This is a genomic window from Kitasatospora sp. NPDC048298 (assembly GCF_043201465.1).
In the GTDB taxonomy this organism is placed as follows: domain Bacteria; phylum Actinomycetota; class Actinomycetes; order Streptomycetales; family Streptomycetaceae; genus Kitasatospora.
The window spans coordinates 53588-78896 of record NZ_JBICYZ010000046.1 but is presented as its reverse complement, the minus strand read 5'-3'; the positions used below and the strand labels follow the sequence as shown (position 1 = coordinate 78896).

The following is a 25309-nucleotide window of genomic DNA, read 5'->3' as shown; positions in this document are numbered from 1 at the left end:
TGGGGGGGGGGGGGGGGGGGCGGCTGGGGGGGGGGGGGGGGGGGGTTGCCGCCCGGGGGGGGGGGGGCGCCCCCCCGCGGGGGGGGGGGGCCCCCCCCCCGGGGGGCCCCCCCGCCGCCGTGCGGTCGACGACCGGAAGGCCTAGATGAACTCGGCCAGCTCGCGCAGCAGCGCGGCCTTCGGACGGGCACCGGTGATGGACTTCACCGGCTCGCCGTCCTTGTAGACGATCAGGGTCGGGATCGAGATGACGCCGTACTTGGCGGCGGTCGCCTGGTTGGCGTCCACGTCGAGCTTGGCGATGGTCAGCTTGTCGCCGTGCTCGGCCGCGATGTCGTCCAGGACCGGGGCGACCTGGCGGCACGGGCCGCACCAGGTGGCCCAGAAGTCGACCAGTACGGGCTTCTCGCTCTTCAGGACGTCGTTCTCGAACGTCGCATCGGTGACGGTGGTGGTGGCGCCGGCCACGGGAACTCCTCGGGTTAGGACGGAGGGGGCTGCTGCCGGAAGAACAACGGATGGGCCCGTTCTGTTTCTGCCCGGCCGGGGCGGGGGTGTTTCACGTGGAACACCCCCGCGGGGGTGGATCGGGGAGGGCTCAGACCGCGACGGCGGCGGCCTTGGACTCCAGGTCGTCCAGCGCGGCCAGGTAGCGCTCGGCGTCCAGGGCGGAGGAGCAGCCGGTGCCGGCGGCCGTGATGGCCTGGCGGTAGGTGTGGTCCACGACGTCGCCGGCGCCGAACACGCCCGGGATGTTGGTCCGGGTGGAGGGGGCCTCGACCTTGAGGTAGCCCTCGGCGTCCAGGTCCAGCTGGCCCTTGAAGAGCTCGGTGCGCGGGTCGTGGCCGATCGCGATGAACAGACCGGTGACGGCCAGCTCGCGGGTCTCGCCGGTGGTGGTGTCGCGCAGGGTGACGCCGCTCAGCTTCGGGTCGCCGTGGATGGCCTCGACTGCGCTGTCCCACTCGAAGCGGATCTTCGGGTCGGCGAAGGCGCGCTCCTGCATCGCCTTGGAGGCGCGCAGGGTGTCCCGACGGTGGATGATCGTGACGCTCCTGGCGAAGCGGGAGAGGAAGGTCGCCTCCTCCAGGGCGGTGTCGCCGCCGCCGACCACCGCGATGTCCTGGTCGCGGAAGAAGAAGCCGTCGCAGGTGGCGCACCAGGAGACACCGCGGCCGGAGAGCTTGTCCTCGTTCGGCAGGCCGAGCTTGCGGTGCTGGGAGCCGGTGGTGACGATCACGGCGCGCGCCCTGTGGACGTTGCCCTCGGAGTCGGTGACGGTCTTGATGTCACCGGTGAGGTCGACCGCGACGATGTCGTCGGGGATCAGCTCGGCGCCGAAGCGCTCGGCCTGGGCCCGCATGTTGTCCATCAGCTCGGGGCCCATGATGCCGTCCCGGAAGCCCGGGAAGTTCTCGACCTCGGTGGTGTTCATGAGCGCACCACCGGCGGTGACGGCCCCCTCGAAGACCAGCGGCTTGAGGGAGGCACGGGCCGTGTAGAGCGCAGCCGTGTACCCGGCCGGGCCGGAACCGATGATGATCACGTTACGGACGTCGCTCACTGCTTCTCCTGGTTCGCATCGCGACCCGCGTTTGCTGCGGGGAGGGCGGTCCTGCTCCGCCGCCCGGGACAACGACTGACCAGTGTCTCGCATTCCCAGGCGGATCAGTACCAGGCGCCCGGGGTCCGGAAGCGGCGTGGCGCCGTCGGCGTGGATCGCATGGGAACCGCCGGTCAGCGGCTGGGAACGGCCTGGTGGAGGACGACCGGACCGCAGTCGGGGGAGCGCAGGTAGACGTCGACGAAGCCGGGTCGGCCGGGCAGCGGGTAGACCAGGACGTCGACCGGGGCACCGTGGTGGCTGCCGCGGTCGGTGGCCAGCGGGGTGCCGTCGGCGGGGGCCGGGCAGCCCGAACCGGTGGGGGAGGCGGTGGGCGGGGGCGAGTCGGGCTGCGGGCGGGCGCCGTCGGCGGGCAGGGCGGTCCCGGACTTGGCGGGGCCGGTGGCCCGCAGCCCCGGGAGGTTCTCCGAACGGGCGAGCAACTGCTGGACCTGGGTGGCGAGTTCGTCCTCGCGGTAGTCGGTGCCGGCGCCCGCCAGGTGTGGGGTGCCGTGGCCGTCGGCGGTGGTGTTCGGGGCGCCGCCCGCGGTGGCCGTCACCGGGTCGGACCGGTCGTCGGGGTGCAGCAGCAGTGCCCCGCCGAGCCCGAGGGCGGCCAGGGCGGCGGCCGTGCCGAGCAGCAGGGCGAAGCGCCGCCGCCGGGGGCGGGCACGACCGGGGCCGGTGGCCGGTCCGGGCCGTCCGGAGGGGCGATCCCCGGGCCTCGCCGCGGGCCGGGAGGCGGCGGAGGAGGGCGTGACGGGCGCCGTGGCGGTGCGCGGGGGCCGGGCCGGGGCATCGGTCCGGCGGTCCGCCGCGGAGGCCTCCTGCGGCCGCTCGCCGGCTTCGGGTCCGGTCCCTGCGGCCGCTTCCGCGGCGGCCCCGGCCAGCGCCGCGTCCAGCCGGGCGGCGACGTCGGCCGGCATCGGCGGGGTCTCGACGTCGCCCAGCAGGGCCTGGACCTCGGCGAGCGCGTCGACGGTCTCCCGGCACTCGGCGCAGCCGTCCAGGTGCCGCCGCAGCGCCGCGGCGGTGTCCGGGGAGTCGATCAGCCCCTCGGCGTGGTCGGCCAGCTGCTCGACCGGGGGGTGGCCGTCGGCGGGGTCGGGGAAGGAGGGGTGGGCGTTCATCGGGTGCTCGCGTCTCCTTCCAGGACCGTCCGGCCGGCGCCCGGGCCCGTCCCTGTGACGGCTCCGGGGCGCTTCGGGTTCCCCGCGGTGTCCCGGCGCGGCGGGGCCGAGCCGGGCGTGGGCGCTGTTTCACGTGAAACATCCGGCTCGCGCAGGTGCCGGACGAGGGGGAGGAGCCGGGCCCGGCCGCGCGCGCAGCGGCTCTTCACGGTGCCCACCGGGACGCCCAGCAGCTCGGCGGCCTCCGCCACCGGGTAGCCCTGCATGTCGACCAGCACCAGCGCGGCCCGCTGCTCCGCGGGCAGCTCGGCGAGCGCCGCGGTCAGCTCGCGGTGCAGCTCGGCCCGGACCACCGGGGAGTCGGCCGGCTCGGCGGCGCCGACCAGGGTGTCCAGCCGCTGCGGGTCCTCGTCGAGCGGGGTGGTGCGGCGGGTGGCGCTGCGCCGGGCGCGGTCCAGGCAGGCGTTGACCACGATCCGGTGCAGCCAGGTGGTGACCGCCGAGCGGCCCTGGAAGCCGGCGGCGGCGCGGAAGGCGGAGACCAGGGCGTCCTGGAGGGCGTCGGCGGCCTCCTCACGGTCGCCCAGGGTGCGCAGGGCGACCGCCCAGAGCCGGTCGCGGTGGCGGTCCACCAGCAGGCCGAAGGCCGCCGGGTCGCCGGCGACGTGCCGGGCGAGCAGTGCCGCGTCGTCGTCCGCCACCGTCACGCCTCGACCCCCTGCCCTCGTGCCGGATCCACCGAACCGCGGTCAGCCGAAGACCTTGACCTCGGCGACCTGGCCGGCGAACCTCCCGGCGCCATCCTTCGGCAGAGCGGTCAGCCAGAGCAAGAGGTAGCGCGTGGTGACCGGGGTGTCGAGGGTGTACTCGACGTTGCTCCCGTTCTTCTTGCCGACGACCGTGAAGCCGTCGAGCCTGGCCGACATCGGGTTGGCGGCGGCCGCCGCCGTGGGCACCCGCAGTTCCGCGGTGTGCTCGCCGCCGAACTGGACGCTCACCGAGGAGACCGCCTGCGACGAGCCGAGGTCGATCAACAGGCCGGTGCCCGACTTGAGGGCGGGGGCCTTGAGGCCGAACTGGTCGTTGTACCACTGGGTGTTCCAGGCGGTGTTCGAGTCGCCGTCCACGGCCTTCGCCGGGTTGTCGCTGCCCTCGGTCCCGTCGCCCGGCTGGGTGTACGACTGCGCGCCCTTGACGGTGAGCTGCACCGGGTTGTGGGTGCTGGCCTGCGGGCTCGGCGCGGTGCTGCTGACCGACGGGGCCGGGGACGCGGTGGCCCCCCCGGTGTGCCGCAGGGTGTCGACGAACTGCCAGGAGGCGACGCCGATCGCGCCCAGCGCGACCGTCCAGGCGGTGGCCTTGATCACCCGGCGCAGCCGCCGCCGGGCGCGCCGGGAGGAGACGGGGCGGGAGGAGGCCGGCAGCGGGGCGACGGTGGTGTCGGCGACCCGGGTCGGGTTGGGGGCGGTGGGCAGCGCGTGGGTGTTGTGCCGGGGCGGGGTGGGGAAGGCGGGCAGCTCCGGCTCGGGCTGGCGGATCCGGGGCATCTGGGCGATCGCCCGGACCAGCTCCTCCGGTGTGCTGATCGGCCGGGCGTGGTGCGGCGGCTGGTCGAACAGCGCCCGCGCGGCGAGCTCGGACAGGCCCTTGTGGACCCCGGCGCGGACCTGGTCGGGCGCGGCGTTCTGGAGGCCCTTGGGCAGGCCCTGGAGGTCGTAGCGGTCCTCTGGGTACGGCCAGCGGTGGGTGAGCGCGGCGAACAGCAGCGCGCCGATCGCACGGGTGTCGGCCCGCTGGGCGTCCTCGGCCCCCTCCTCGGGCAGCCCGCGCAGCGCGGCGTCCACCGCGATGCCGTTGATCCGGTACTGGCCGCTGTCGGTGCGCAGCACGCAGCGCGGGGTGAGCCGCAGGTGGGCCTGCCCGCGCCGGTGGGCGGCCGCGACGGCGTCGGCGACCTGGCGGACCATCTGGTACGCCTCGTGCGGCTCCATCGGTCCGTTCGCGAGCAGCTTGGCCAGGTCGGAGGAGTGCGGCAGCCACTCCCGCACGACGTAGACCAGCTCGCCCTCGTGGACGGCGTCCAGCACCTGGACGAAGCGCGGGTCGCCGAGCAGTGCGGCGGACTTGGCCGCGGCGAGCACCTTGCGGGCCCGCTGGTGGCCGGAGGCCATCAGGTGGACGCCGACGGCCCGGCGCAGCTTCTCGTCGACGGCGCGCCAGCTGCTGAAGGTCTCGGTCTGGGAGATGCACTCCTCCAGCCGGTACCGGTGGCCGATCATGTCGCCGCTGCGGCGCTGCGGGGCGGGGAGGGTGCGCGGGAGGGTGGCGGTGTCGCGCGGGTCGACCGTGGGCTGCGGGTCGGTGGGGCGGCGCGCGGGTCGGGCGGGTTCGGGAGCGGGCTTCTTCCGGGGGGAGCCGGCGGCCAGTTCGGCGCGCAGCTCCTGGACCGAGAGCGGGGCGGTGATCTCCGAGGTCTCCTCGCCGGAGGCAGCCTCCGGTCCGGCCTCCGTCGCGTCGTCCGAGGCCCCGTCCACGGCCTCGTCCGGCTCGGTGCGCGCGGCGGCGGCAGCGGTGGTGGCGCCCTTGCGGCGGGCGTCCGCGGAGGCGCCCTCGCCGGCGTCCTCCGAGCCCGCGAGCTCGTCGATCGCCGCGGCCAGCGCGGCCTCGTCCGTCGCCGCGTCAGCTGCTGACGTGTCGACGACGGCCTTGGTGCCATCAGCCACCGTGGTCCTGCCTCCCCTTGTGTCGCCCCGGCCTGAGAGAGTCGCTGGAGCCCGAGGGTCGGCGGCCCTGTGCTCCAGGACAATTGTGCCCACTCTTCTCCACCGGGTACGACCGCTGAGACGTCCGCGCGGTTGCACGCGGGTGGAGAGATGTGGTGCAGATCCGACACCGGCTCGCCATCCGGCGGTCGGAAGGACCCCGACCGACGGGTGACGCAGCACTCGGCCGGACGAGCGGAGGAGCGTGCCGCTCCCGTTGACGCCCGGTCAGGGCGCCCGCTCGTCCGGCCGGTGGTCGGACGGTCAGCGGCCCAGTCGGCCGCGGACCATGCCCAGCATGGAGTTCAGTTCCTCGATCCGCAGGCGCTTCGCGATGAGCACGAAGACCGCCAGCTGGAGGCCGCCGGCCACGACCAGGGCCGCCACGCTGCCCGCCCAGCCGCCGAGCACCTGCTGGACGCCCAGGCTGGCGCCGAGGCCGACCAGGGCGGCCGGGACGCCGGCGGCGGCCAGCCGGCTGTACGTCCGGCCGATCCGCTTGGTGTCCAGCCCGCCGATCCGCTTCTTCAGCTTCGGCATCGCGACCGCCACTCCGATGGCGTAGGCCAGGCCGTAGCCGAAGGCGAGGCCGGTCACCGTCCACTCGGCGGGCAGCACCAGCCAGCACAGCAGCGCGAAGCCGGCCTGGCAGGCCGCCACCCAGACGGTGTTGGAGAACGGGGTGCGGGTGTCCTCGTAGGCGTAGAAGCCGCGCAGCATCACGTACTGGGCGGAGTACGGGATCAGGCCCAGCGCGAACGCGGAGAGCATCAGGCCGACGTTGGTGGCGTCGTTCAGGACGGTGTCGTTGCCGCCGACCGCGTAGATCGCCCGGCCGATCACCGGGCCGAGGGACAGGAACAGGAAGGCCGCCGGGACGACCGCCACCGCGGTGGTGCGCAGACCGTAGGAGATGTCGTCGCGCACGGCTCCGGCGTCCTCGTCGGCCGCCGCCCGGGAGAGCCGGGGGAGCACCGCGCTCATGATCGACACGGTGATCACGGCCTGCGGGAGCTGCCAGATCAGCAGCGCGTTGGAGAACGCCGCCAGACCGACACCGTTGTGGCCGGCCGCCGCCGCGGCGGCGCCCGCCTTGGTGGACAGCTGGGTGATCACCAGGTAGCCGGCCTGGTTGGCGAGCACGAAGAAGAACGTCCACTTGGCCAGCCGGGCGGCCTTGCCCAGGCCGTGGCCGCGCCAGTCGAAGCGCGGCCGGAAGCGGAACTCGGCGGCCCGCAGGTACGGGATCATCGCCAGCGACTGGACGGCCAGACCGATCAGGGTGCCGAGGCCGAGCAGCCGCACGCCCTCGGGGGAGATGCCCTCCGGGGTGACGTGGGTGGTGCCGAACCCGCCGTAGACCCAGATGTAGGCGGAGAAGGTGAAGATCACCACGATGTTGTTCAGGACCGGGGTCCACATCATCGCGCCGAAGCGGCCGCGGGCGTTGAGGATCTGCCCCATCACCACGTGGATGCCCATGAAGAAGATGGTCGGCAGGCAGTAGCGGGCCATCGCCACCGTGGTCTCGGCGCTCTCCGGGGTCGCCATCGTGGAGTGGGCGATCATCTGCACCAGCACGGGTGCCCCGAGCACGGCCAGGAAGACCACGCCGCCGAGTCCGACCATCACCAGGGTGAGCAGCCGGCTGGCGTACGCCGTGCCGCCGTCCTCGTCGTTCTTCATGCTGCGCACCAGCTGCGGCACGAAGACCGCGTTCAGCGCGCCGCCGCCGATCAGGATGTACAGCAGGGTCGGCAGGGTGTTCGCGGCGTTGTACGAGTCACCCATCACGCCGACGCCGATGGCCGCGGTGATCACCATGGTCCGGACGAAGCCGGTGCCGCGGGAGACCAGCGTTCCGGCCGCCATGATCGCGCTGGAGTTCAGCAGGCTGGAGACCTTGCCGCCGCCGGCCGCCCTGGCGGGCTCGGCGGGTTCGGCGGCGGGCGCGGGCGCCTGCTGGGCGGCCTGCTCCTCGGCGACGATGTCCGCGAGCGGCTCGACCGCCGGGGGCACCGCGACGGCGGCCACCTGCATGGTGGCCTCCTCCTCGGAGAGCGGCGGGTCGAACTCGATCGGCGGCACGAAGTGGTGCTGTCCGCCCGGGGCGCCGCCGTGCGGCGGCGGTCCCTGGTAGCCGGTCGCCGGGGGGTACGGCGCGGGGCCGGCCGCGGGGGCGGTCGGCTGGACCGGCTGGGGTGCCGGAGCGGGCTGGGGGACCGGCGGCTGGGCCGCGGCCTGTGCCGGGCGGCCGCCGAACAGCGCGTCCACCCCGACGTACTCGGTGGTCTCGGTGTCCCAGGCGGAGTGCGCCGGGCCCGGCTCCCACTGCGGCCGGGGCTGCTCGGTGCCGCCCCAGTGGCCGCCGGCGGCCTGCGCGGGGGCGGACTCCTGCGGCCAGGCGGCCTGGGCCGGGGTGTCCCAGCCGGGCTGCACCGGCGGCACCGGGGCCGCGAACTGCTCCGCGGCCTGGTAGGGGGTCGGCGGCACCGGCGTCGGGTAGCCGCCGCCCTGCGGCGGCAGCTGCGGCGGCACGTCGTACGCGGCGGCCGGCGGCTGGGGCGCGGCGGGCCGACCGGCCCGCAGACCGTACGGGTCCTGGCCGTCCTGTGGGTGCCCGTACGCGTCCGCCGCGTATGGGTCCTGGGCGTAGGTGTCGGCCACGTACCAGTCGCCGGACGGCGACTCGGCGCCCGGCCGGCTCTCACCGCGGCCCGGCGGCCGCTCCTCGCTGCGCCCGGTCATGTCACCTCTTCGCTGTCGTGGGGGAGGCCGGCCCGGCGGTGCGGGGGATCGGCGGTATCAAGGACCAACCTTCTCATCACTGGCGGCCCGATCCCGGCCATCCGGGCTGCTGCCACGCGGTGTCTGCGCGGGACCGTCATCGGGGGCGCCGTCCGGGCCGTCGGTCCGGTCCGGTGCCGGGGGCCCGGCGGGGTCCGCCGGCCCGTCCTTCGAGGAGGCCTCCGTCGCGTCCTGCTCCGGGTCCCGCGGCGCGTCCTGCTCCGCGTCGCCGCCGTCCGTCGCCGGGCCGTCCCCGACCGGCTGGTCGCCGTCCTCGTGCGGCTGCCCGCCGCGCCGCTTGCGCTGGCGCATGAAGCGCAGGGCGGCCAGCAGCAGCAGGACGCCGGCACCCGCGAAGATGTACAGCACCCCGTTGGTCACCGAGGTGACCTCCACCCGGAACTGCTGCGGCTCGCCGTACGGCCGGGAGTCGGGGCCGGTGGTCCACAGCTGGGCGGTCATCAGGACCGACCCGTTGTTGTGCGCCTCGGCGTTGAAGCGGAGCGTCACGCTCTGCGAGGCCGGGAGGACCAGTTCCTCCTCCTTGCTCACCCGCAGCCTGTTCGGTTGGGCCGAGGTGAGCACCAGCTTCAGGTTGGTGACCGTCTGGGTCAGGTCGTTGCGGACGCTGACCTGGAGCAGACCGGTGTCGCCGGACAGGGTGACCACGTTCTTCTTCGGCACCTGGACGGCGCCGGTCAGTTCCTTCAGGTACTTCTGGACGCCGGTGCGGTAGGTGCTCCCGGCCGCCGGCTGGCTGCGCCACTCGGTGGACAGCGAGCGGACCATCGCGGCGCTGAACGGGCCGCGCACCCGCTGCGGCAGGGTGAGCACCCGCATCAGGGTGTCCAGGTCGTGCTGGATCCCGTCGGTGCTGCTCAGGTCGTCGGCCGGCAGCTCCGAGGCACGGGCCTGGGTCGGGTAGTCGGTGGGCGCGGGGACGGCGGTGTTGGCCTTCGGGTCGGCCGCGGCCTGGGCCACCGCGTCCAGCTTGACCGAGGAGATCCACTTGCCGTCCGCCGTCTGGAGGGCGCTCGCCAGCGCCTTGGCGCCGGTGGCGCTCAGCTCGCGCGGGGGCATGACCAGCAGCCCGCGCTGGTTCTGCGGCTGCTCGTGGGTGATCGCGAAGGTCTCGGCGAGGAAGCGCTGGGTGGACTCGGTCTGCGCCTGCGGGCTGCTCAGGTCCCGGTCGAAGAGCGCGGAGACGGTCTCGTCGGCGACCACGGCGTTCTGCCCGTTGCCGATCGGGCGGGCCGCGCTCGGGGTGTAGTTGAGCGAGTCCGCCTCCGGCATGCTCCCGCCGTTGACCAGCACCGTCCCGCTGCCCGCCTGCTGGGCGAGGGCGGCGATCTGCTGGTCGAGGTAGCCCTGGTACGGCCAGGCGACGTCCGAGCGGGTGTCCACCGAGAGCCGGCCCTCGACGGTCAGCCGGCCGGCCGTGGCCGCCTTGCTCAGCGCGGTGGTCATCCCGGTCAGGTCGGAGCCGTTGTGGGCGATCGAGGCGAGGTCCGGGTCGGCGTACGGCAGCGAGACCACCTGGCTGCCCGGCTTGGCCACGGCGGCCCGCAGCTTGTCCAGCCAGGCGACGGCGGCGGCCGAGGGCTGCAGCTGGACGGTGTTGTCGTCCTTGGCCGACTTGCCCGACGCCTCGGTGCCCGGCTTCTGCACCCGGTAGGGCCTGGTCATCGCGAGCGCGGCGTCCAGCAGGTCCGGGTCGATCACCCAGGTCAGGCCGTTCAGCTTGGCACCGGTGTCGACCAGCTCGTACAGCCGGCCGCCCGGGGCGAACTCGGCGGACAGGCTGTCGTCGCGCAGCACCGCGATCGTCTGGTCGTTGCCGTCGGTGCTGGTCTGGGCGGCCACCACCGGCGCGTGCACCAGCGGCCAGATCGTGGCGACCTTCGTCGGCTGCGCCTCGGCGCCCGCGTTGTACGGCAGGAACGTCCGGGCGATGCCCAGGGCGCGGTCGCGCGGGTTGTCGGCCGTGCCGCCCCAGGCGTCCACCGCGAGCTCGTACGCGCCGCTCGCGGAGAGCCCGAGGTCGCCCACCGCGACGCTCAGGGTGTACGGCTGGCTCTGCCCCGGGCCCAGCTCCGGCAGGGCGTACTGCGGGCTGTCCAGCTCGACGCCGTCCCTGCCGTCCGGCGTGGAGCGGTCGGCCACGTTGGCCAGGTCGCTGCGCCGGTCCAGCGGCCTGCCGGTGTTCGGCTTGCGGACGGCCGCGTGGGCGCCCTTGACCGCCGACTTGCCGGCGTTGGTGACGTGCCCGCTGATCGTCACGGTGCCGTTCGGGACGGCCACCTGCGGGTTCAGCGTGTCGATCGTCACCACCACCGGGTACTCGGCCGTGGCGGTGGAGTCGCCGGCCGGCCGGACGTTGCCGCCGGCCGGCAGCGCACCGGCCGGGGAGGCCGTGAAGAGGGTCAGGACGGCCGCGCAGGCCGCGGCCAGGCGCAGGCCCGCACGGCGTGCCCGCCGGGCCGGATGACGCCCCTCGGCCGGGCGTTCGGCCCGTCCAGGCTGTCGGTGCGCCCCCAGGCCCGAGTGCCGTGCCGGCTCACTCACTCGCTTCGCCCTCGCCGTTCTCGATCGTTCGCTGCTGATGCTGTCCGTCCGGCGCGGTCCGCCCGACGGTCTTCGCCTGACCCTCTTGGAACTCTTCGCCCGACGTCTGGAACCCTTCGCCCCACGCCGTCGCCGCACCGTTGCCGCGGGTAGGTTCCGCGGTGGTCGCGGCGCGCGACACCGCATCCCCTGTCCGGTGCCCGAGACTCGTCCACCGGCATGGTAACGATGCAGCCCGTGGTGCAGTGTTGCGGGCTGTGGGGTGAGACGCCCAGAACGCGCGGGCGGTTGACCTGTCCGGCCACGTACCCTTGTGAGCCGTGTCCACTGCCAATGAGCCCACCGCGCGCACCGACCGTTCCAGCACCGCCGTCCAGGTCGTACCAGGCCTGAGCGAGGCCCAGACCCTCGGCCTCCAAGAGCTGCTGCGGGTGTCGCCGGTCGCCGACGAGATCGCCCGCCGGTTCCAGGCGGCCGGTCACCGGCTGGCGCTGGTCGGCGGCTCCGTCCGGGACGCGCTGCTCGGTCGGCTCGGCAACGACCTGGACTTCACCACCGACGCCCGCCCGCAGCAGGTGCTCAAGCTGGTCAAGGGCTGGGCGGACGCGGTCTGGGACGTCGGCATCGCCTTCGGCACGGTCGGCGCCCGCAAGGACACCCCCGAGGGATCCTTCCTGATCGAGATCACCACCTACCGCTCCGAGGCGTACGACCGCACCTCGCGCAAGCCCGAGGTCAGCTACGGCGACACCATCGAGGAGGACCTGGTCCGCCGGGACTTCACGGTCAACGCGATGGCCGTCGACCTGCCCGGCCGCGGCTTCGTCGACCCGCACCACGGCCTGGAGGACCTCGAGGCCCGGGTGCTGCGCACCCCCGCCACCCCCGAGGAGTCCTTCTCCGACGACCCGCTGCGGATGATGCGGGCCGCCCGCTTCGCGGCCCAGCTGGACTTCGACCCGGCGCCCGAGGTGGTCGCCGCGATGACCGCGATGGCCGAGCGGCTCACCATCGTCTCCGCCGAGCGGATCCAGGCCGAGCTGAACAAGCTGCTGCTGGCCAAGCACCCGGTGAAGGGCCTGCGGCTGCTGGTCGACACCGGCCTGGCCGGGTACGTGCTGCCCGAACTGCCCGCGCTGCGGCTGGAGCGCGACGAGCACCACCGGCACAAGGACGTCTACGAGCACTCGCTGACCGTCCTGGAGCAGGCCATCGACCTGGAGCAGGACGGTCCGGACCTCACCCTGCGGCTGGCCTCGCTGCTGCACGACATCGGCAAGCCGCGCACCCGCCGCTTCGAGCTGGACGGCCGGGTCTCCTTCCACCACCACGAGGTGGTCGGCGCCAAGATGACCCGCAAGCGGATGCGCGAGCTCAAGTACTCCAAGGAGCTGACCGAGGACGTCTCGCGCCTGGTCGAGCTGCACCTGCGCTTCCACGGCTACGGCGGCGGCGAGTGGACCGACTCCGCGGTGCGCCGCTACGTCACCGACGCCGGGCCGCTGCTGGAGCGCCTGCACAAGCTGACCCGCTCCGACTGCACCACCCGCAACAAGAAGAAGGCCGCCGTGCTCTCCCGCACCTACGACGGTCTGGAGACCCGGATCGACGAGCTGAAGGCGCGGGAGGAACTGGACGCCATCCGCCCGGCGCTGGACGGCAACCAGATCATGGAGCTGCTCGGCCTGGCGCCCGGCCCGCAGATCGGCAAGGCGTACAAGCACATGCTCGAACTCCGGCTGGAGCACGGCCCGATGGAGCACGAGGAGGCGGTCTCGGCGCTGCGGGCCTGGTGGGCCGAGCAGCAGGGCTGAGCCAGGAGCCCGACACGACAAAGGGGTGGCACCGGCCGAACGCCGGGGCCACCCCTCGTCCGTGCGGGGCCGTTCGAGTCGCTTCAGGACTTCTTCACCGGCGGGACACCGGTGGTGGCGGGCGCCAGTGGGCCGAGGCAGAGCACGTACCGCTTCTTGTTCCAGCGGCGGCCGCTCTTGCCCGAGACCGCGCTCGTGGTCTGCGGCGTCTGCTTGCAGCGGGTCACGTCCGTGGTGCCTTCGAACTTCGCCAGGACGCGGTAATTCGCTTTGCTGTCAGTGCACTTGACGATCTCGACGTCGCGCGAGCCGCTCGCCCGCACGCAGTCGCCGGGCTTGGCGCTGCTGACGCTCGGCCCGGCCACGAAGTAGCCCACCGCCAGTGCGACGCCGCCGCCGACCAGCCCGACGATCCGCAGCTTGGAGCGGATGCCGCGCTTGGCGGCCGGTGCGGGCGCCGTGGGCGGCATCGCGGGGGCGGGCTGCGGGGGGCCGTACGGGTTGGGGCCCGGCTGCTGTGTGTACGGATTGGGGCCCGGCTGCCCGTACGGCTGCTGCCCGTAGGGCTGTTGGCCGTGCGGCGGCTGTCCGTAGGCCGGCGGCGGGCCGTAGCCGGGCGGGGCCGGCGGCGTGGGCTGCCCGTAGGCCGGCGGCGGTCCGTACGGCGCGGCCGGCGGGGGAACGGGTGCCCCGTACGGCGGTGCCGCGGGCGGTCCCACCGGGGCCGGTCCGTACGGATTGGGTGGTGTGCTCATCAGTTCGTCCCCCGAGACAGAGTTCTGTCGATCCGACAGGTCCGATACCTTAGCGAGTCGGTGGGGCGCCTTCGGCCGCGAACCCCCGAGGGCTCCGCAGGAGACCTGGTCAGTGGGGGAGCGGGTGCCGGCGGGCGGAGCGAAGGTAGAGCACCGCCGTCAGTGCGTATACCCCGGCGACCCCGATCACCACCCCGACCGAGCGGCCGGACAGCGGCAGCACCAGCGCCGTGACCAGGGCGGCGGCCACGAAGGCGACGTTGAACAGCACGTCGTAGATGGCGAAGACCCGGCCGCGGTACTCGTCCTCGACCGACTCCTGCACCACCGTGTCGGCGCAGATCTTGGTGCCCTGGGTGACCACCCCGAGCAGCAGGGCGGCGATCAGGCAGGGCACCAGCGCGAAGCTCAGGCCCAGCGCCGGGACGAAGACCACCGGGGCGACCAGACAGGCCGTCATCCACCCGGCCAGGCCCAGCCGACGGGTGCACCAGGGGCTGACCAGAGCGGCGAGGAAGAACCCGGCGGCGGACAGCCCGACCGCCTGGCCGAGGGTGACCAGCCCGGCCGCGCTGTCGGTCGGGTCGTTGAAGGTGTAGCGGGCGAGCATCACCACGACCACGATCAGCACGCCGTAGCAGAACCGGGCCGCGGTGACGGCGGCCAGCGCGTGCACGGCGGGCCGGCAGTCCCGGACCAGGTGGCGCACCGCGGCGCCGAGTTCGACGGCGGCCCGGACCAGTGCCTGGCCGAGCCCGGGGCGGTCCTCGTGCCGGTCCGGTCCGAGCAGGTCGCGGTCCATCCGCCGGGCGGCCAGCGCGGCCGACAGGTAGAGCAGCGCGGCCACCGAGACCAGTGCGGCGTCGGCCTTCGGCCCGGGGGCCATCAGCTGGTGCAGCAGGAAGCCGATGCCCCCGCCCGAGGCGGCCGCGACCGTCCCGAGGGTGGGGGAGAGGGCGTTGGCGGTGACCAGCTGGTCCTGCTCCACCACCCGGGGCAGGGCGGCGGACAGGCCGGCCAGGATGAACCGGTTGAGCGCGGTGACCAGCAGGGCCGAGGCGAAGAACAGCCAGGTCGGCGCCTCGGCCAGCAGCAGCGCGCCGGTGCCCAGGCCCAGCCCGAAGCGGGCCAGGTTGCCGAAGTAGAGCACCTGGCGGCGGCGCCGGCGGTCCAGCAGCACGCCGGCGAACGGGCCGATCACCGAGAACGGCAGCAGCATCACGGCCAGCACCGAGGCGATGTCGGTGGGGGAGGACTGCTTCTCGGGGGAGAAGACCACGTACGCGGCGAGCGAGACCTGGAAGACGCCGTCCGAGAGCTGGGAGAGCACCCGGGCGGTCAGCAGCCGCCGGAAGTCGCGGCCCTTCAACAGGTCGAGGAGCGTGGCCCGGTGCGCGGACCGGTGGGTGCTGCCGTTCTCGGTGATCGCCACCTGCCCAGGGTGCCACGGAACCGGTCGCCGTTTCACGTGAAACATTGGCTGCGAGAACGTGAAGGGCCCACGGTCGGCAGACCGTGGGCCCTTCCTGCGAGCTACGGGGCAGCTCAGATCTCAAACCTCAGACGTCGGACCGCCCCTCAGTGCTCGAGCGCTCAGCGCTCGACCTCGCCGCGGATGAACTTCTCGACGTTCTCCTTGGCCTCGTCGTCGAAGTACTGCACCGGCGGGGACTTCATGAAGTACGAGGAGGCCGAGAGGATCGGGCCGCCGATGCCGCGGTCCTTGGCGATCTTCGCGGCGCGGACGGCGTCGATGATGACACCGGCGGAGTTCGGGGAGTCCCAGACCTCCAGCTTGTACTCCAGGTTCAGCGGGACGTCGCCGAAGGCCTTGCCCTCGAGGCGGACGTACGCCCACTTGCGGTCGTCCAGCCAGGCCACGTAGTCCGAGGGACCGATGTGGACGTTCTTGGCGCCCAGCTCGCGGTCGCGGATCTGCGAGGTGACGGCCTGGGTCTTGGAGATCTTCTTGGACTCCAGGCGCTCGCGCTCGAGCATGTTCTTGAAGTCCATGTTGCCGCCGACGTTCAGCTGCATGGTGCGCTCGAGGATGACACCGCGGTCCTCGAACAGCTTGGCCATCACGCGGTGCGTGATGGTCGCGCCGACCTGGGACTTGATGTCGTCACCGACGATCGGCACGCCGGCCTCGGTGAACTTGTCCGCCCACTCCTTGGTGCCCGCGATGAACACCGGCAGGGCGTTCACGAAGGCGACCTTGGCGTCGATGGCGCACTGGGCGTAGAACTTGGCCGCGGCCTCGGAACCGACGGGCAGGTAGCAGACCAGGACGTCGACCTGGCGGTCCTTGAGGACCTGGACGACGTCGACCGGCGCCTCGTCCGACTCCTCGATGGTCTCCAGGTAGTACTTGCCCAGGCCGTCGAGGGTGTGGCCGCGCTGGACGGTCACGCCGGTCGGCGGCACGTCGCAGATCTTGATGGTGTTGTTCTCGCTGTTGCCGATGGCGTCGGCCAGGTCGAAGCCGACCTTCTTGGCGTCGACGTCGAAGGCGGCGACGAACTCCACGTCACCGACGTGGTAGTCGCCGAACTGGACGTGCATCAGCCCGGGGACCTTGCCGGCCGGGTCGGCGTCCTTGTAGTACTCGACACCCTGCACCAGCGACGCGGCGCAGTTGCCCACGCCCACGATGGCTACGCGAACCGAACCCATTCCGGTTGCTCCCTGTGATCTCATGAGGCCCGCCGGCGTCGGCGGAACTCGTCCTGCTTCTTCGATGACTGCATGTACGGGCGCGAGGCGCCCGATCCTGCCGCGCGGCACAGGGCTGGCGCGGTGTCAGCGCTCCTGGGCGGAGCGCCCCGGGCGGTCGTACGGTGGACCGGACGGGTCCTGGGACCCGCCCTCCTGGCCACGGCCGTCCGAAGTCTTGTGGGGGCCGGCGGCATCGGGGCCGGGCCGGCCGGTGCGGTTGGACCGCTCGGTCTCGATCAGCTCGTTGAGCCAGCGGACCTCACGCTCCACCGACTCCAGTCCGTGCCGCTGGAGTTCGACGGTGTAGTCGTCGAACCGCTCGCGGGCGCGGGCCAGCGAGCTGCGCATCCGCTCCAGCCGCTCCTCCAGCCGGCTGCGGCGGCCCTCCAGGACGCGCATCCGCACGGCCCGGTCGGTCTGGCCGAAGAAGGCGAAGTGCACGCCGAAGTGCTCGTCCTCCCAGGCGTCCGGGCCGGAGTCGGCGAGCAGCTCCTCGAAGCGCTGCTTGCCCTCGGCGGAGAGCCGGTAGACGATCTTGGACCGCTTGCCGTTGAGCGCGGTGGCCGGGACGTACTCGACGTCCGGGTTGTCCTCGACCAGGAAGCCCTGGGCGACCAGGTTCTTCAGGCAGGGGTAGAGCGTCCCGTAGGAGAGCGCGCGGAACGTCCCGAGCAGGATGTTCAGCCGCTTGCGCAGCTCGTAGCCGTGCATCGGGGCGTCATGGAGCAGTCCGAGGACGGCGAACTCCAGCACTCCTGAGCGCCTGCCCATTGCCGTCCTCCTCCTCCCGCTCGACGTCCGTCCGGCCGTCGCATTCGGCGGTATTCCGCTTCGATGTATCGGCTCGATATATCGAGAACAGTAAACCCGGCCCCCGACGGGGGCAAGAGGGGCACGCGTGAATGTGATCACAAGCCGACGCGCGGGTGGGGTTGGCAACGGGCGTGTAATGATCTGTCGTTGTTTTGTGCCCATTGGCAACTGATGTCCGATTAGTTGTAATTCAGTGCTGCGTACGCTGTCGCGTGTGCACGAGGACCACCTCCGGGATCAGGGCGGTTTGCGGGCATCGGACGTGAACCCTGCCTTCAGGCTGGAAACGCCTGGCGAGGAGTAGCTGGAAGATGAGCGAGCGACGGCGAAGGACGCCCAACCCGGGCGGTGACGGGCAGCAGCCCCCGGGAGGCGGCGGCCGTCGGGGCGATGGCCAGGGGCCCGACGAGCTGCGCTCGGACGGTGTCGGCCGGCGACGCCCCTCGGGGGTCAGGGAGACCGCACAGCAGCCCCGGATGACCCGTGCGGAGATGCGCAAGGCTGCCCAGAAGAAGGGCAAGGGGGGTGACAAGCGCGGTCCCGCCGCGGCCTCCGCGGCCGCGGCCGCCGGCCCCGGCAAGAAGCGCTTCATCGACTACCCGCGGTTCGGCAAGACCGGCGTCCGGCGCTGGCTGCCGTCCTGGAAGCAGTGGCTGAGCGGCTTCCTGCTGGTCTTCGGCTGCTTCGTGGGCCTGGTGTTCTACCTGTACCAGACCACCCAGGTCCCCGAGCTGAACGCCCTGGTGAACAACCAGAACACCATCTACTACTGGGCCGACAACACGGAGATGACCCGCAAGGGCCAGACCAACCGTCAGATCGTCGAGCTCAACGACATCAGCCCGAACCTCCAGAACGCCGTCATCGCCGCGGAGAACAAGAGCTTCCGGACCGACAGCGGCATCGACCCCAAGGGCATGCTCCGCGCCGTGTACAACATGGCGAAGGGCGGCGAGACCCAGGGCGCCTCGACGATCACCCAGCAGTACGTGAAGAACGCCTACCTGAGCCAGGAGCAGACCCTCACCCGCAAGGTGCGGGAGTTCTTCATCACGCTGAAGATCAACCAGGACAAGGACAAGAACGAGATCCTCAAGGGCTACCTGAACACCAGCTGGTTCGGCCGCGGTGCGAACGGTGCCCAGGCTGCCGCCGAGGCGTACTACGGGGTCAACGCCAAGGACCTCAACGTCTGCCAGAGCGCCATGCTGGCCGGCCTGCTCAAGGGCGCGACGTACTACGACCCCACCAACCCGAACAACAAGGAACGCGCCCAGGGCCGGTGGAACTGGATCCTGGACCAGATGGTGGACACCAAGGCCATCACCCCGGACGAGCGCGCCAAGTGCAACGTGTTCCCGGACCCGATCCCGCAGAAGCCCAGCTCCAACATGAACGGTGAGATCAGCTACCTGGTCGACACCGCCAACAAGTACGTGATGGCCACCGACAAGACGATCACCCAGCAGATGATCGACCGGGGCGGCCTGAAGATCTACACCACCTTCGAGAAGGACAAGGTCGACGCCCTGAAGACGGCCGTCGACCAGGTCAAGGCGGAGAACCTCAACCCGCAGAAGCGGCCGGACAACGACACCAACATCCAGTTCGGCTCCGCCAGCATCCGCCCCGGCGACGGCGCGATCGTCGCCCTCTACGGCGGCGACGGCGTGGAGAACGGCCACTTCGACAACAACGCCGACGCCACCGGCGTCCAGGTCGGCTCGACCTTCAAGCCCTTCGTGCTGGCCACCGCGATGCAGACCGGCGTGCTCACCGCGAAGGACGACAAGGGCAAGCCGAAGCGGATCAACGCCGACAGCCGCTACCTGGCCGACGACATGTCCGAGATCCGCAAGCCGGACGGCTCGCTGGTGATCGGCGACGACGGCAAGCCGTACCGGCAGAAGAACGAGGACGCCGGCAAGCGCGGCTACGTCTCGCTGCGGCAGGCCATGCAGTTCTCGTACAACGTGCCCTTCGTCCAGCTCAACCAGGACGTCGGCGGCCAGAACGTGGCCGACATCGCGGTACAGATGGGCATCAAGAAGGAGAGCCTCGCCGACCCGAAGACGGCGACCTTCCCGCTCGGCACCTCCACCATCAGCCCGATCCGGATGGCCACCGCGTACGGCACCCTGGCGGCCAGCGGCAAGGAGTCCGAGCCGTACTCGGTCACCAAGGTCGAGGTGAGCGGCGTGGAGCGCCCGGGATTCGGCAAGAAGGACCCCAAGGTCGCGCTGGAGCCGGCCGTCGCCGACAACGTCACCGACGTGCTGGTGAACGTGGCCGTGAACGGCACCGGCAAGAAGACGAAGGACCTGGGCCGCCCGGTGGCCGGCAAGACCGGTACCACCGACCAGAACAAGTCGGCCTGGTGGGTCGGCTACACCCCGCAGCTGGTGACCAGCGTCGCCATGTGGCGCGAGGACCCGGCCAAGCACGAGCGGCAGTCGCTGAACGGCACCGGCGGCAAGGAGTCCATCCACGGTGGTGACATCCCGACCGACGTCTTCACCCGGTACATGAGGGCCGCGCTGGCCAACGAGAAGAAGATGGACTTCCCGACGCCGCAGCCGGTCGGCACCGAGGTGGACTCCTCCGGCGCGCCGTCCACGAACAGCCCGACGATGACCCCGAGCGCGACCGACACCCCGTCGGCCCCGGCGCAGACCCAGGCACCGGCGCCGCCGGTACAGCCGCAGCCCACCCAGACCTGCGTGCCCGGCGTGGACTGCCCCGGTGACCAGCCGAGCACCAAGCCGACCAAGGACCCGCACCCGAGCAACACCTGCCTGCCGGTGGTCGGCTGCCCGACGCCGCCGGCGCCGACGGACAGCACCACGCCGGGCGGTGGCAACGGCGGCGGCCACAACGGCGGAGGCGGCGGCAAGCCGACGCCGAGCAACACCGGTGGCCTCCAGGGCGGCCCGGCCGGGCAGTAGCCCGGGCCGGGCGGAACCCGGAACGGGGGGGGGGGGGGGGCCCCGCCGGGCCCCCCCCCCGGGGGGGGGGGGGGGGGGGCGCCGCGGCCGGGGGGGGCGCCCCGGGCGCCCCCCATCCCGCCGGGGGGCGCCCCCCCCCCGCCCCCCCCCGGCGGGGGGCCCCCCGCGGCGCCCCCCGCGGCCCCCCCCCGGGGGCGCGGCCCCCCCGGGGGGGGGGGGGGCCCCCCCCCCGGGCGCCCCCCCACCGCCGTTTTCCGTCGGGGGCCGTCGCCTTTCCGTCGGGGCCGCCGTCGTCAGCCGCCTTTCCGTCGGGGGCCGCCGCCGACGGGACCGCTGCCGGATTCGTCACGATTGGCACGCCCGCCCGCCGTACCGGGGCGCGGACCGTTGCGGGGGCCTCCTCGTCCCGGCGGGATCGGTGCGGCAGGATGTCCGGCATGACGTCGAGCGATCGTGACGAAACCGCCGGCCCGGTCGGGTCCGGCGCCGCCGCAGGGCCCCTCCCGGCTGCCGTCGCCACGGCCGCGCCGGCGGCCAACACCGTCGTCGTCCCGGCCGACGAGGACCCGGTGGCGGCGGCCGGCAGCGAGGTGTTCGGCGGGCCCCCCGGCCGCCGGGCGCTGCTCGGCGTCTCCTGGTGGATCCCGGCGCGCTTCCTGGCGCTCGCGGTGATCGTGGTCTCGGTGCTCGGCATGGTGCAGAAGCTGCCCTGCTACGAGCAGGCCTGGTTCCAGCCGGGCTCGCCGCAGTACATCCACGCCTGCTACAGCGACATCCCGCACCTGTTCTCCGGACGCGGCTTCGCGGCCGGGCTGCACCCGTACGTGGACCGCATCCCGGGCTCCTCGGGGGACCTCCAGTACCTGGAGTACCCGGTGCTGACCGGCCTGTTCATGCAGGTCGCGGCCTGGCTGACGCCCGGCGGCGGGGACCAGCAGAGCCAGGAGCAGTGGTTCTGGGCGATCAACGCCGGGCTGCTGATGGCCTGCGCGGTGGTCGCCGTGGTGGCGCTCTCGCGCACCCACCGGCGCCGTCCGTGGGACGCGCTGCTGTTCGCGCTCGCCCCCGTCCTGCTGCTCAACGGCACCGTCAACTGGGACCTGCTCGCGGTCGCCCTGGCCGCCGTGGCGATGGCCTGGTGGGCCGGCGCCCGGCCGGGCTGGGCCGGCGTCTTCATCGGCCTGGCCACCGCGGCCAAGCTCTACCCGCTGCTGCTGATCGGCCCGCTGCTGGTGCTCTGCTGGCGGGCCGGCAAGTGGCGCGAGTTCCGGGTGATGCTGGGCGGCGCGGTCGGCTCCTGGCTGGTGGTCAACCTGCCGATCATGCTGGCCAACTGGCGGGGCTGGTCGACCTTCTACGTGTTCAGCAAGCACCGCGGCGAGGACTACGGCTCGTTCTGGCTGATCCTGATGCAGCGCCGCGGCTCCGGGCTGGCCGACCTCGACGTCTACATCGGCGTGCTGATGGTGCTGGGCTGCCTGGCCATAGCGTGGCTCGGCTTCTCGGCCCCGCGCCGGCCGCGCCTCGCCCAGCTGGCCTTCCTGGTCGTCGCGCTGTTCGTGCTGGTCAACAAGGTGTACTCGCCGCAGTACGCGCTCTGGCTGCTGCCGCTCGCAGTGCTGGCCCGGCCGCGCTGGCGGGACTTCCTGATCTGGCAGGCCTGCGAGGTGCTCTACACCCTGGGCATCTGGTCCCACCTGGGCCTGGTCACCGGCTCCAAGCAGCACGGGATCAGCGAGGGCTGGTACCACTTCGCGATCGGGCTGCACCTGCTGGGCACGCTCTACCTGGTCGCCCTGGTGGTCCGCGACATCCTCCACCCGGACCGCGACCCGGTCCGCTGGGACGGCAGCGACGATCCCTCCGGCGGGGTGCTGGACCAGGCTCCGGACGTGGCCGTGCTGGGCACCGCCCGCCGGCTGCGCGAGGAGGAGAGCTACGCCGCGTACGCGCCGGCCGGCCCCGAGCAGTGGCTCGACGAGCCCGAACCGCCGGAGCCGGCCGAGAAGGCCTAGGCGCTGTCGCGAGCGAGCCGAGCGCCGACAGCGGTGCTCAGCGGTCCACCACGCGGTCGAAGTGCGTGGTGGTGTGGCGGACCTGGAGGCCGAGCTCCTCGCCGATCGCCGGGGGCTTGGTGTCCCCGTCCAGGAACAGCAGCGAGACCTGCATGTGCGGCGGCTCGGCGAACCACAGCTGCTTGCCGGCCCAGTGGAACGGCGACTTGGTCTTGTTGACCGTCGCCAGGCCGGCCCGGGCGATGCCCTTGGCCCGGGCCCCCATGCTCGCCACGTACTTGGGCGCCTCCAGGCCGATGCCGTGCGCGGTGCCGCCGGCGACCACCAGGATGTGGCCGTCGGCGGGCGCCGGGTGCTGGCGGTAGCCGTAGCGGTCGCCCTTCTGCAGCGGGGTGACGTCCAGGACGGTGGCCCGGACCTCCAGCGCGGCGTGGTCGCCCAGCCAGAGCCGGGTGCCGATGCGGGCCCGGAAGACCGTCTGCGGGTAGCGCTGGGCGAGCTGGTCCATGCCCGCGGCGCCGAGGTGGCTGACGAACACGGTGTGCACCGGGATGCCGGCCGCCTGGGCGGTGTCCACCCAGTACGCGACCTCCTCGAGCGGGCTGGAGCCGTCCGGCCGGTCCATCGGCAGGTGCAGCGCCAGACCCTCGAAGCTGACGCCCTCCAGCTCGGCGGCGACGGTGCTCAGGTCGGCCGCGCTCACGCCGTGCCGGCGCATGGTGGTCATGCACTCCACCACCACCCGGGCGCCGTGCAGCGTGCGGAGGGCGTCCACCGAGGCCACCGTCCGGATCACCCGGGCGTGCGGCAGCGGGAGCACCTCCTCGCCGACCCGGTACGGGGTGAGCACCAGCAGCTCGCCGCCGTACCACTCGGCGGCGTCGGCCGCCTCGTACGCGGTACCGACGGCGAGCACCCCGGTGCCCAGCAGCGTCGCCTCCTCGGCCAGCCGGTGGTTGCCCAGGCCGTAGCCGTTCCCCTTGGCGACCGGCACCAGGCCGGGGAACTCGGCGAGGACGGAACGCTGGTGGGTGCGCCAGCGTTCGGTCTCGAGGTAGAGCGACAGCGTCATCGGGGCAGCCTCCTCAGCGGCGGGACATGTAGAGGTCGAGGGCCTTGTGCAGCAGCTTGTTGAGCGGGAAGTCCCATTCGCCGAGGTACTCGGCAGCCTGGCCGCCGGTGCCGACCTTGAACTGGATCAGGCCGAACAGGTGGTCGTTCTCGTCCAGGGTGTCACTGATGCCGCGCAGGTCGTACACCCCGCCGCCCAGGGCGTAGGAGTCGCGCATCATCCGCCACTGGATGGCGTTGGACGGCTTGACCTCGCGCTTGTGGTTGGCCGAGGCGCCGTAGGAGTACCAGACGTGCTCGCCGACCACCAGCATCGTGGTGGCGGCCAGCGGCTCGCCCTCGTGGTAGGCGATGTAGAGCCGCATGCGGTTCGGGTCCTCGGCCACGAGGGCCTTCCACATCCGCTGGAAGTAGGCCAGCGGGCGGGGGGTGAACTTGTCGCGCTCGGCGGTGACCAGGTAGAGCTGGTGGAAGATCGGCAGGTCGTCGTAGCCGCCCTGGATCACCTCGACGCCGCTCTTCTCGGCCTTCTTGATGTTGCGGCGCCAGAGCTGGTTGAAGTTCTTGTGGATGTCGTCCAGCGAGCGGTTGGCCAGCGGCACCTGGAAGACGTAGCGGGGCTGGACGTCACCGAAGCCGGCGCCGCCGTCCTCGCCCTGGAGCCAGCCGGCCTTGCGCAGCCGGTCGGCCACCTCGAAGGCGCGGGCCTCGTACCAGTCGGCCTCGACGTCGCGCAGCCGCTTGGCCTGCTTGGCGGCGATGGCCTCCTTGATGGTGGGGGCGTTCCAGCGGCGGATGACCACCGGCGGGCCCATCTTCACCGAGAACGCGCCCTGCGACTTGAGGTGCGCCAGCATCGGGGAGAGCCAGCGGTCGAGGTCGCGGTCGAACCAGTCGATGACCGGGCCCTCGGGCAGGTAGGCGAGGTAGCGCTTGAGCTTGGGCAGCTGGCGGTAGAGGACCAGGCCGGCGCCGACGAGCTGGTCGGCGTCGTCGAACCAGCCGATCGACTCGGACCGCCACTCGGCCTTCACGTCGCCCCACGACGGCACCTGCATGTGGCTGGCCGAGGCGCGGCTCCTGATGAAGGCGAGGTGCTCCTCGCGGGTGATCGTCCTCAGGCGCAGGCTCATGTGCTCGGTGCTCCTCGTCGGTCGGGCTGCGGTGGCCCCAGGTTCTGGGCTGACCTTATCGTCCGGGGCTCGGGCGCCCGCCGCTGCGGGCACGGCGCCGCCCCCGTCGGGTACCTGTCTCCTCTTGCAGATACGCGACGGGGGCGGCGAGGGTTCCGGGCGGGCCCTGTGGGCTCGGTCCCAGTGGGGCGACGGGGCGGACGGGGTTCGGGCTGGGGCGGCGGCGCGGGGGCGGCGGCGCGGGGGCGGTCCGGGGGCGGGTCAGCCCCAGAGGCCGCCGCGGGCGATGCCGAGGTAGAAGCCGATGGCGGCGGCGCCGAGTGTGATCATCAGGACGAAGCGCTCGGCGGTGGTGACCGAGACGAACATGCCCCACAGGCCCGTGATGATGCCGAACAGGCCGGTCCACGAGGTCAGCAGGTGCAGGTTGTGGAAGAACGAGGTGGTGAAGGCGATCACGCCCAGCAGGGCGGTGATGCCCACCAGGGCGTTCTCGCGGGGGTGCGGGTGGCCGTCGGTGTTCAGCGTGAGGGCGGGCATGCGGTGGACGGACTGGGCCATGGGTCCCACCTCCTGGCGTGGAGACGAACGGGCAGGGATCCCGTTCCGTCCAGATTGCGGTGCTTGGGTCGCTCTCACAACCCCTATGCGTTTTGTTCGGCCGTCCGGGTGCGGGTAGGCTGTGCCGTCTGCACTGGTGTAGTTGTGCCCCCTTTGCACCCTCTTCCGGGTGACACCCGTTCCGGGTGGGGCGGGGCCGACTGTCCGACCCTGCCGTTACGGTGGGTCGGAGTCGTCACTGCTCCGGTGCCGACGCTACGCACAACCCTCCTGCCACGGAGAGACCGTGGCCGCTGAGTCCAAAGGAGGTGGGTTACTCATGCGTCACTACGAGCTGATGGTCATCCTCGACCCCTCGGTCGAGGAGCGCGCTGTCTCCCCCCTGATCGAGAGCTTCCTCGCTGTCGTCCGCAACGCCGGCGGCAAGGTGGAGAAGGTCGACACCTGGGGTCGCCGCCGTCTGGCTTACGAGATCAACAAGCAGTCCGAGGGCATCTACTCGGTCATCGACCTCAAGGCCACGCCTGAGGTCGTCAAGGAGCTCGACCGCCAGCTGGGCCTGAGCGAGTCGGTTCTGCGGACCAAGGTCCTGCGCCCGGACACCCACTGAGCCACCTCTGAGGCCTTCGGGTCTCGG

At 72.6% G+C, this 25309-nt stretch carries 18 protein-coding genes; 4 read left to right on the top strand and 14 right to left on the bottom strand.

Annotated elements, in window-relative coordinates; all coding sequences use genetic code 11:
• Window positions 1-141: 141 nt before the first annotated feature.
• The 7 genes from trxA to ACGF0D_RS29240 all read right to left on the bottom strand — a co-directional run bounded on the left by trxA (window position 142) and on the right by ACGF0D_RS29240 (window position 10847).
• Window positions 142-468 carry a thioredoxin gene (trxA, locus tag ACGF0D_RS29270; protein ID WP_392868671.1) on the bottom strand — a complete coding sequence of 109 codons (327 nt, stop codon included), beginning with the start codon at window positions 466-468 and terminating at the stop codon, window positions 142-144.
• Window positions 469-598: 130 nt separating this feature from the next.
• Window positions 599-1564, bottom strand: coding sequence for a thioredoxin-disulfide reductase (gene trxB, locus ACGF0D_RS29265; protein ID WP_392868669.1), 966 nt, complete (start codon window positions 1562-1564; stop codon window positions 599-601).
• 173 nt (window positions 1565-1737) lie between these two features.
• The gene (locus ACGF0D_RS29260) at window positions 1738-2733 is read right to left on the bottom strand and encodes a zf-HC2 domain-containing protein (protein ID WP_392921271.1); all 996 of its coding nucleotides are present in this window, start codon (window positions 2731-2733) and stop codon (window positions 1738-1740) included.
• On the bottom strand, window positions 2730-3440 hold the full coding sequence (gene sigM, locus ACGF0D_RS29255) for an RNA polymerase sigma factor SigM (protein WP_392921268.1): 711 nt from the start codon (window positions 3438-3440) through the stop codon (window positions 2730-2732). Before sigM ends, ACGF0D_RS29260 begins: the two co-directional genes overlap by 4 nt.
• A gap of 42 nt (window positions 3441-3482) precedes the next feature.
• Complete coding sequence (locus ACGF0D_RS29250; protein ID WP_392921266.1) at window positions 3483-5456, bottom strand: protein kinase family protein; 1974 nt, start codon at window positions 5454-5456, stop codon at window positions 3483-3485.
• 303 nt (window positions 5457-5759) lie between these two features.
• Window positions 5760-8243 (bottom strand): murein biosynthesis integral membrane protein MurJ, encoded by a 2484-nt coding sequence (gene murJ / locus ACGF0D_RS29245; RefSeq protein ID WP_392921263.1) that lies wholly within the window; start codon window positions 8241-8243, stop codon window positions 5760-5762.
• Between the two features lie 57 nt (window positions 8244-8300).
• On the bottom strand, window positions 8301-10847 hold the full coding sequence (locus tag ACGF0D_RS29240; protein WP_392921260.1) for a DUF6049 family protein: 2547 nt from the start codon (window positions 10845-10847) through the stop codon (window positions 8301-8303).
• A 389-nt stretch (window positions 10848-11236) separates the two neighbouring features.
• Here ACGF0D_RS29240 and ACGF0D_RS29235 point away from each other — a divergent pair, with 389 nt between their 5' ends.
• On the top strand, window positions 11237-12661 hold the full coding sequence (locus ACGF0D_RS29235) for a CCA tRNA nucleotidyltransferase (protein ID WP_392868784.1): 1425 nt from the start codon (window positions 11237-11239) through the stop codon (window positions 12659-12661).
• 83 nt (window positions 12662-12744) lie between these two features.
• On the opposite strand, the gene ACGF0D_RS29230 is transcribed toward ACGF0D_RS29235, so the two are convergent.
• From ACGF0D_RS29230 to ACGF0D_RS29215, 4 genes are all read right to left on the bottom strand, one after another.
• Complete coding sequence (locus tag ACGF0D_RS29230) at window positions 12745-13416, bottom strand: hypothetical protein (protein WP_392921257.1); 672 nt, start codon at window positions 13414-13416, stop codon at window positions 12745-12747.
• Window positions 13417-13525: 109 nt separating this feature from the next.
• On the bottom strand, window positions 13526-14848 hold the full coding sequence (locus tag ACGF0D_RS29225) for an MFS transporter (protein WP_392921254.1): 1323 nt from the start codon (window positions 14846-14848) through the stop codon (window positions 13526-13528).
• 161 nt (window positions 14849-15009) lie between these two features.
• Complete coding sequence (locus tag ACGF0D_RS29220) at window positions 15010-16092, bottom strand: inositol-3-phosphate synthase (RefSeq protein WP_392868653.1); 1083 nt, start codon at window positions 16090-16092, stop codon at window positions 15010-15012.
• A 126-nt stretch (window positions 16093-16218) separates the two neighbouring features.
• Window positions 16219-16905 (bottom strand): PadR family transcriptional regulator, encoded by a 687-nt coding sequence (locus ACGF0D_RS29215; RefSeq protein ID WP_392868651.1) that lies wholly within the window; start codon window positions 16903-16905, stop codon window positions 16219-16221.
• Between the two features lie 518 nt (window positions 16906-17423).
• Here ACGF0D_RS29215 and ACGF0D_RS29210 point away from each other — a divergent pair.
• Together ACGF0D_RS29210 and ACGF0D_RS29205 are read left to right on the top strand one after the other, a co-directional pair.
• Window positions 17424-19892 carry a transglycosylase domain-containing protein gene (locus tag ACGF0D_RS29210; protein WP_392921251.1) on the top strand — a complete coding sequence of 823 codons (2469 nt, stop codon included), beginning with the start codon at window positions 17424-17426 and terminating at the stop codon, window positions 19890-19892.
• 437 nt (window positions 19893-20329) lie between these two features.
• Window positions 20330-21907 carry a glycosyltransferase family 87 protein gene (locus tag ACGF0D_RS29205; RefSeq protein ID WP_392868648.1) on the top strand — a complete coding sequence of 526 codons (1578 nt, stop codon included), beginning with the start codon at window positions 20330-20332 and terminating at the stop codon, window positions 21905-21907.
• A 37-nt stretch (window positions 21908-21944) separates the two neighbouring features.
• On the opposite strand, the gene ACGF0D_RS29200 is transcribed toward ACGF0D_RS29205, so the two are convergent.
• From ACGF0D_RS29200 to ACGF0D_RS29190, 3 genes are all read right to left on the bottom strand, one after another.
• Window positions 21945-22979, bottom strand: a complete 1035-nt coding sequence (locus tag ACGF0D_RS29200) for an alanine racemase (RefSeq protein ID WP_392921248.1) — start codon at window positions 22977-22979, stop codon at window positions 21945-21947.
• Between the two features lie 13 nt (window positions 22980-22992).
• Window positions 22993-24111, bottom strand: a complete 1119-nt coding sequence (locus ACGF0D_RS29195) for a lipid II:glycine glycyltransferase FemX (RefSeq protein ID WP_392868645.1) — start codon at window positions 24109-24111, stop codon at window positions 22993-22995.
• Between the two features lie 261 nt (window positions 24112-24372).
• Complete coding sequence (locus ACGF0D_RS29190; RefSeq protein ID WP_392868643.1) at window positions 24373-24672, bottom strand: hypothetical protein; 300 nt, start codon at window positions 24670-24672, stop codon at window positions 24373-24375.
• Between the two features lie 319 nt (window positions 24673-24991).
• Between ACGF0D_RS29190 and rpsF the strand changes: the two genes are divergently transcribed.
• On the top strand, window positions 24992-25282 hold the full coding sequence (gene rpsF, locus ACGF0D_RS29185) for a 30S ribosomal protein S6 (RefSeq protein ID WP_188298654.1): 291 nt from the start codon (window positions 24992-24994) through the stop codon (window positions 25280-25282).
• Window positions 25283-25309 lie beyond the last annotated feature (27 nt).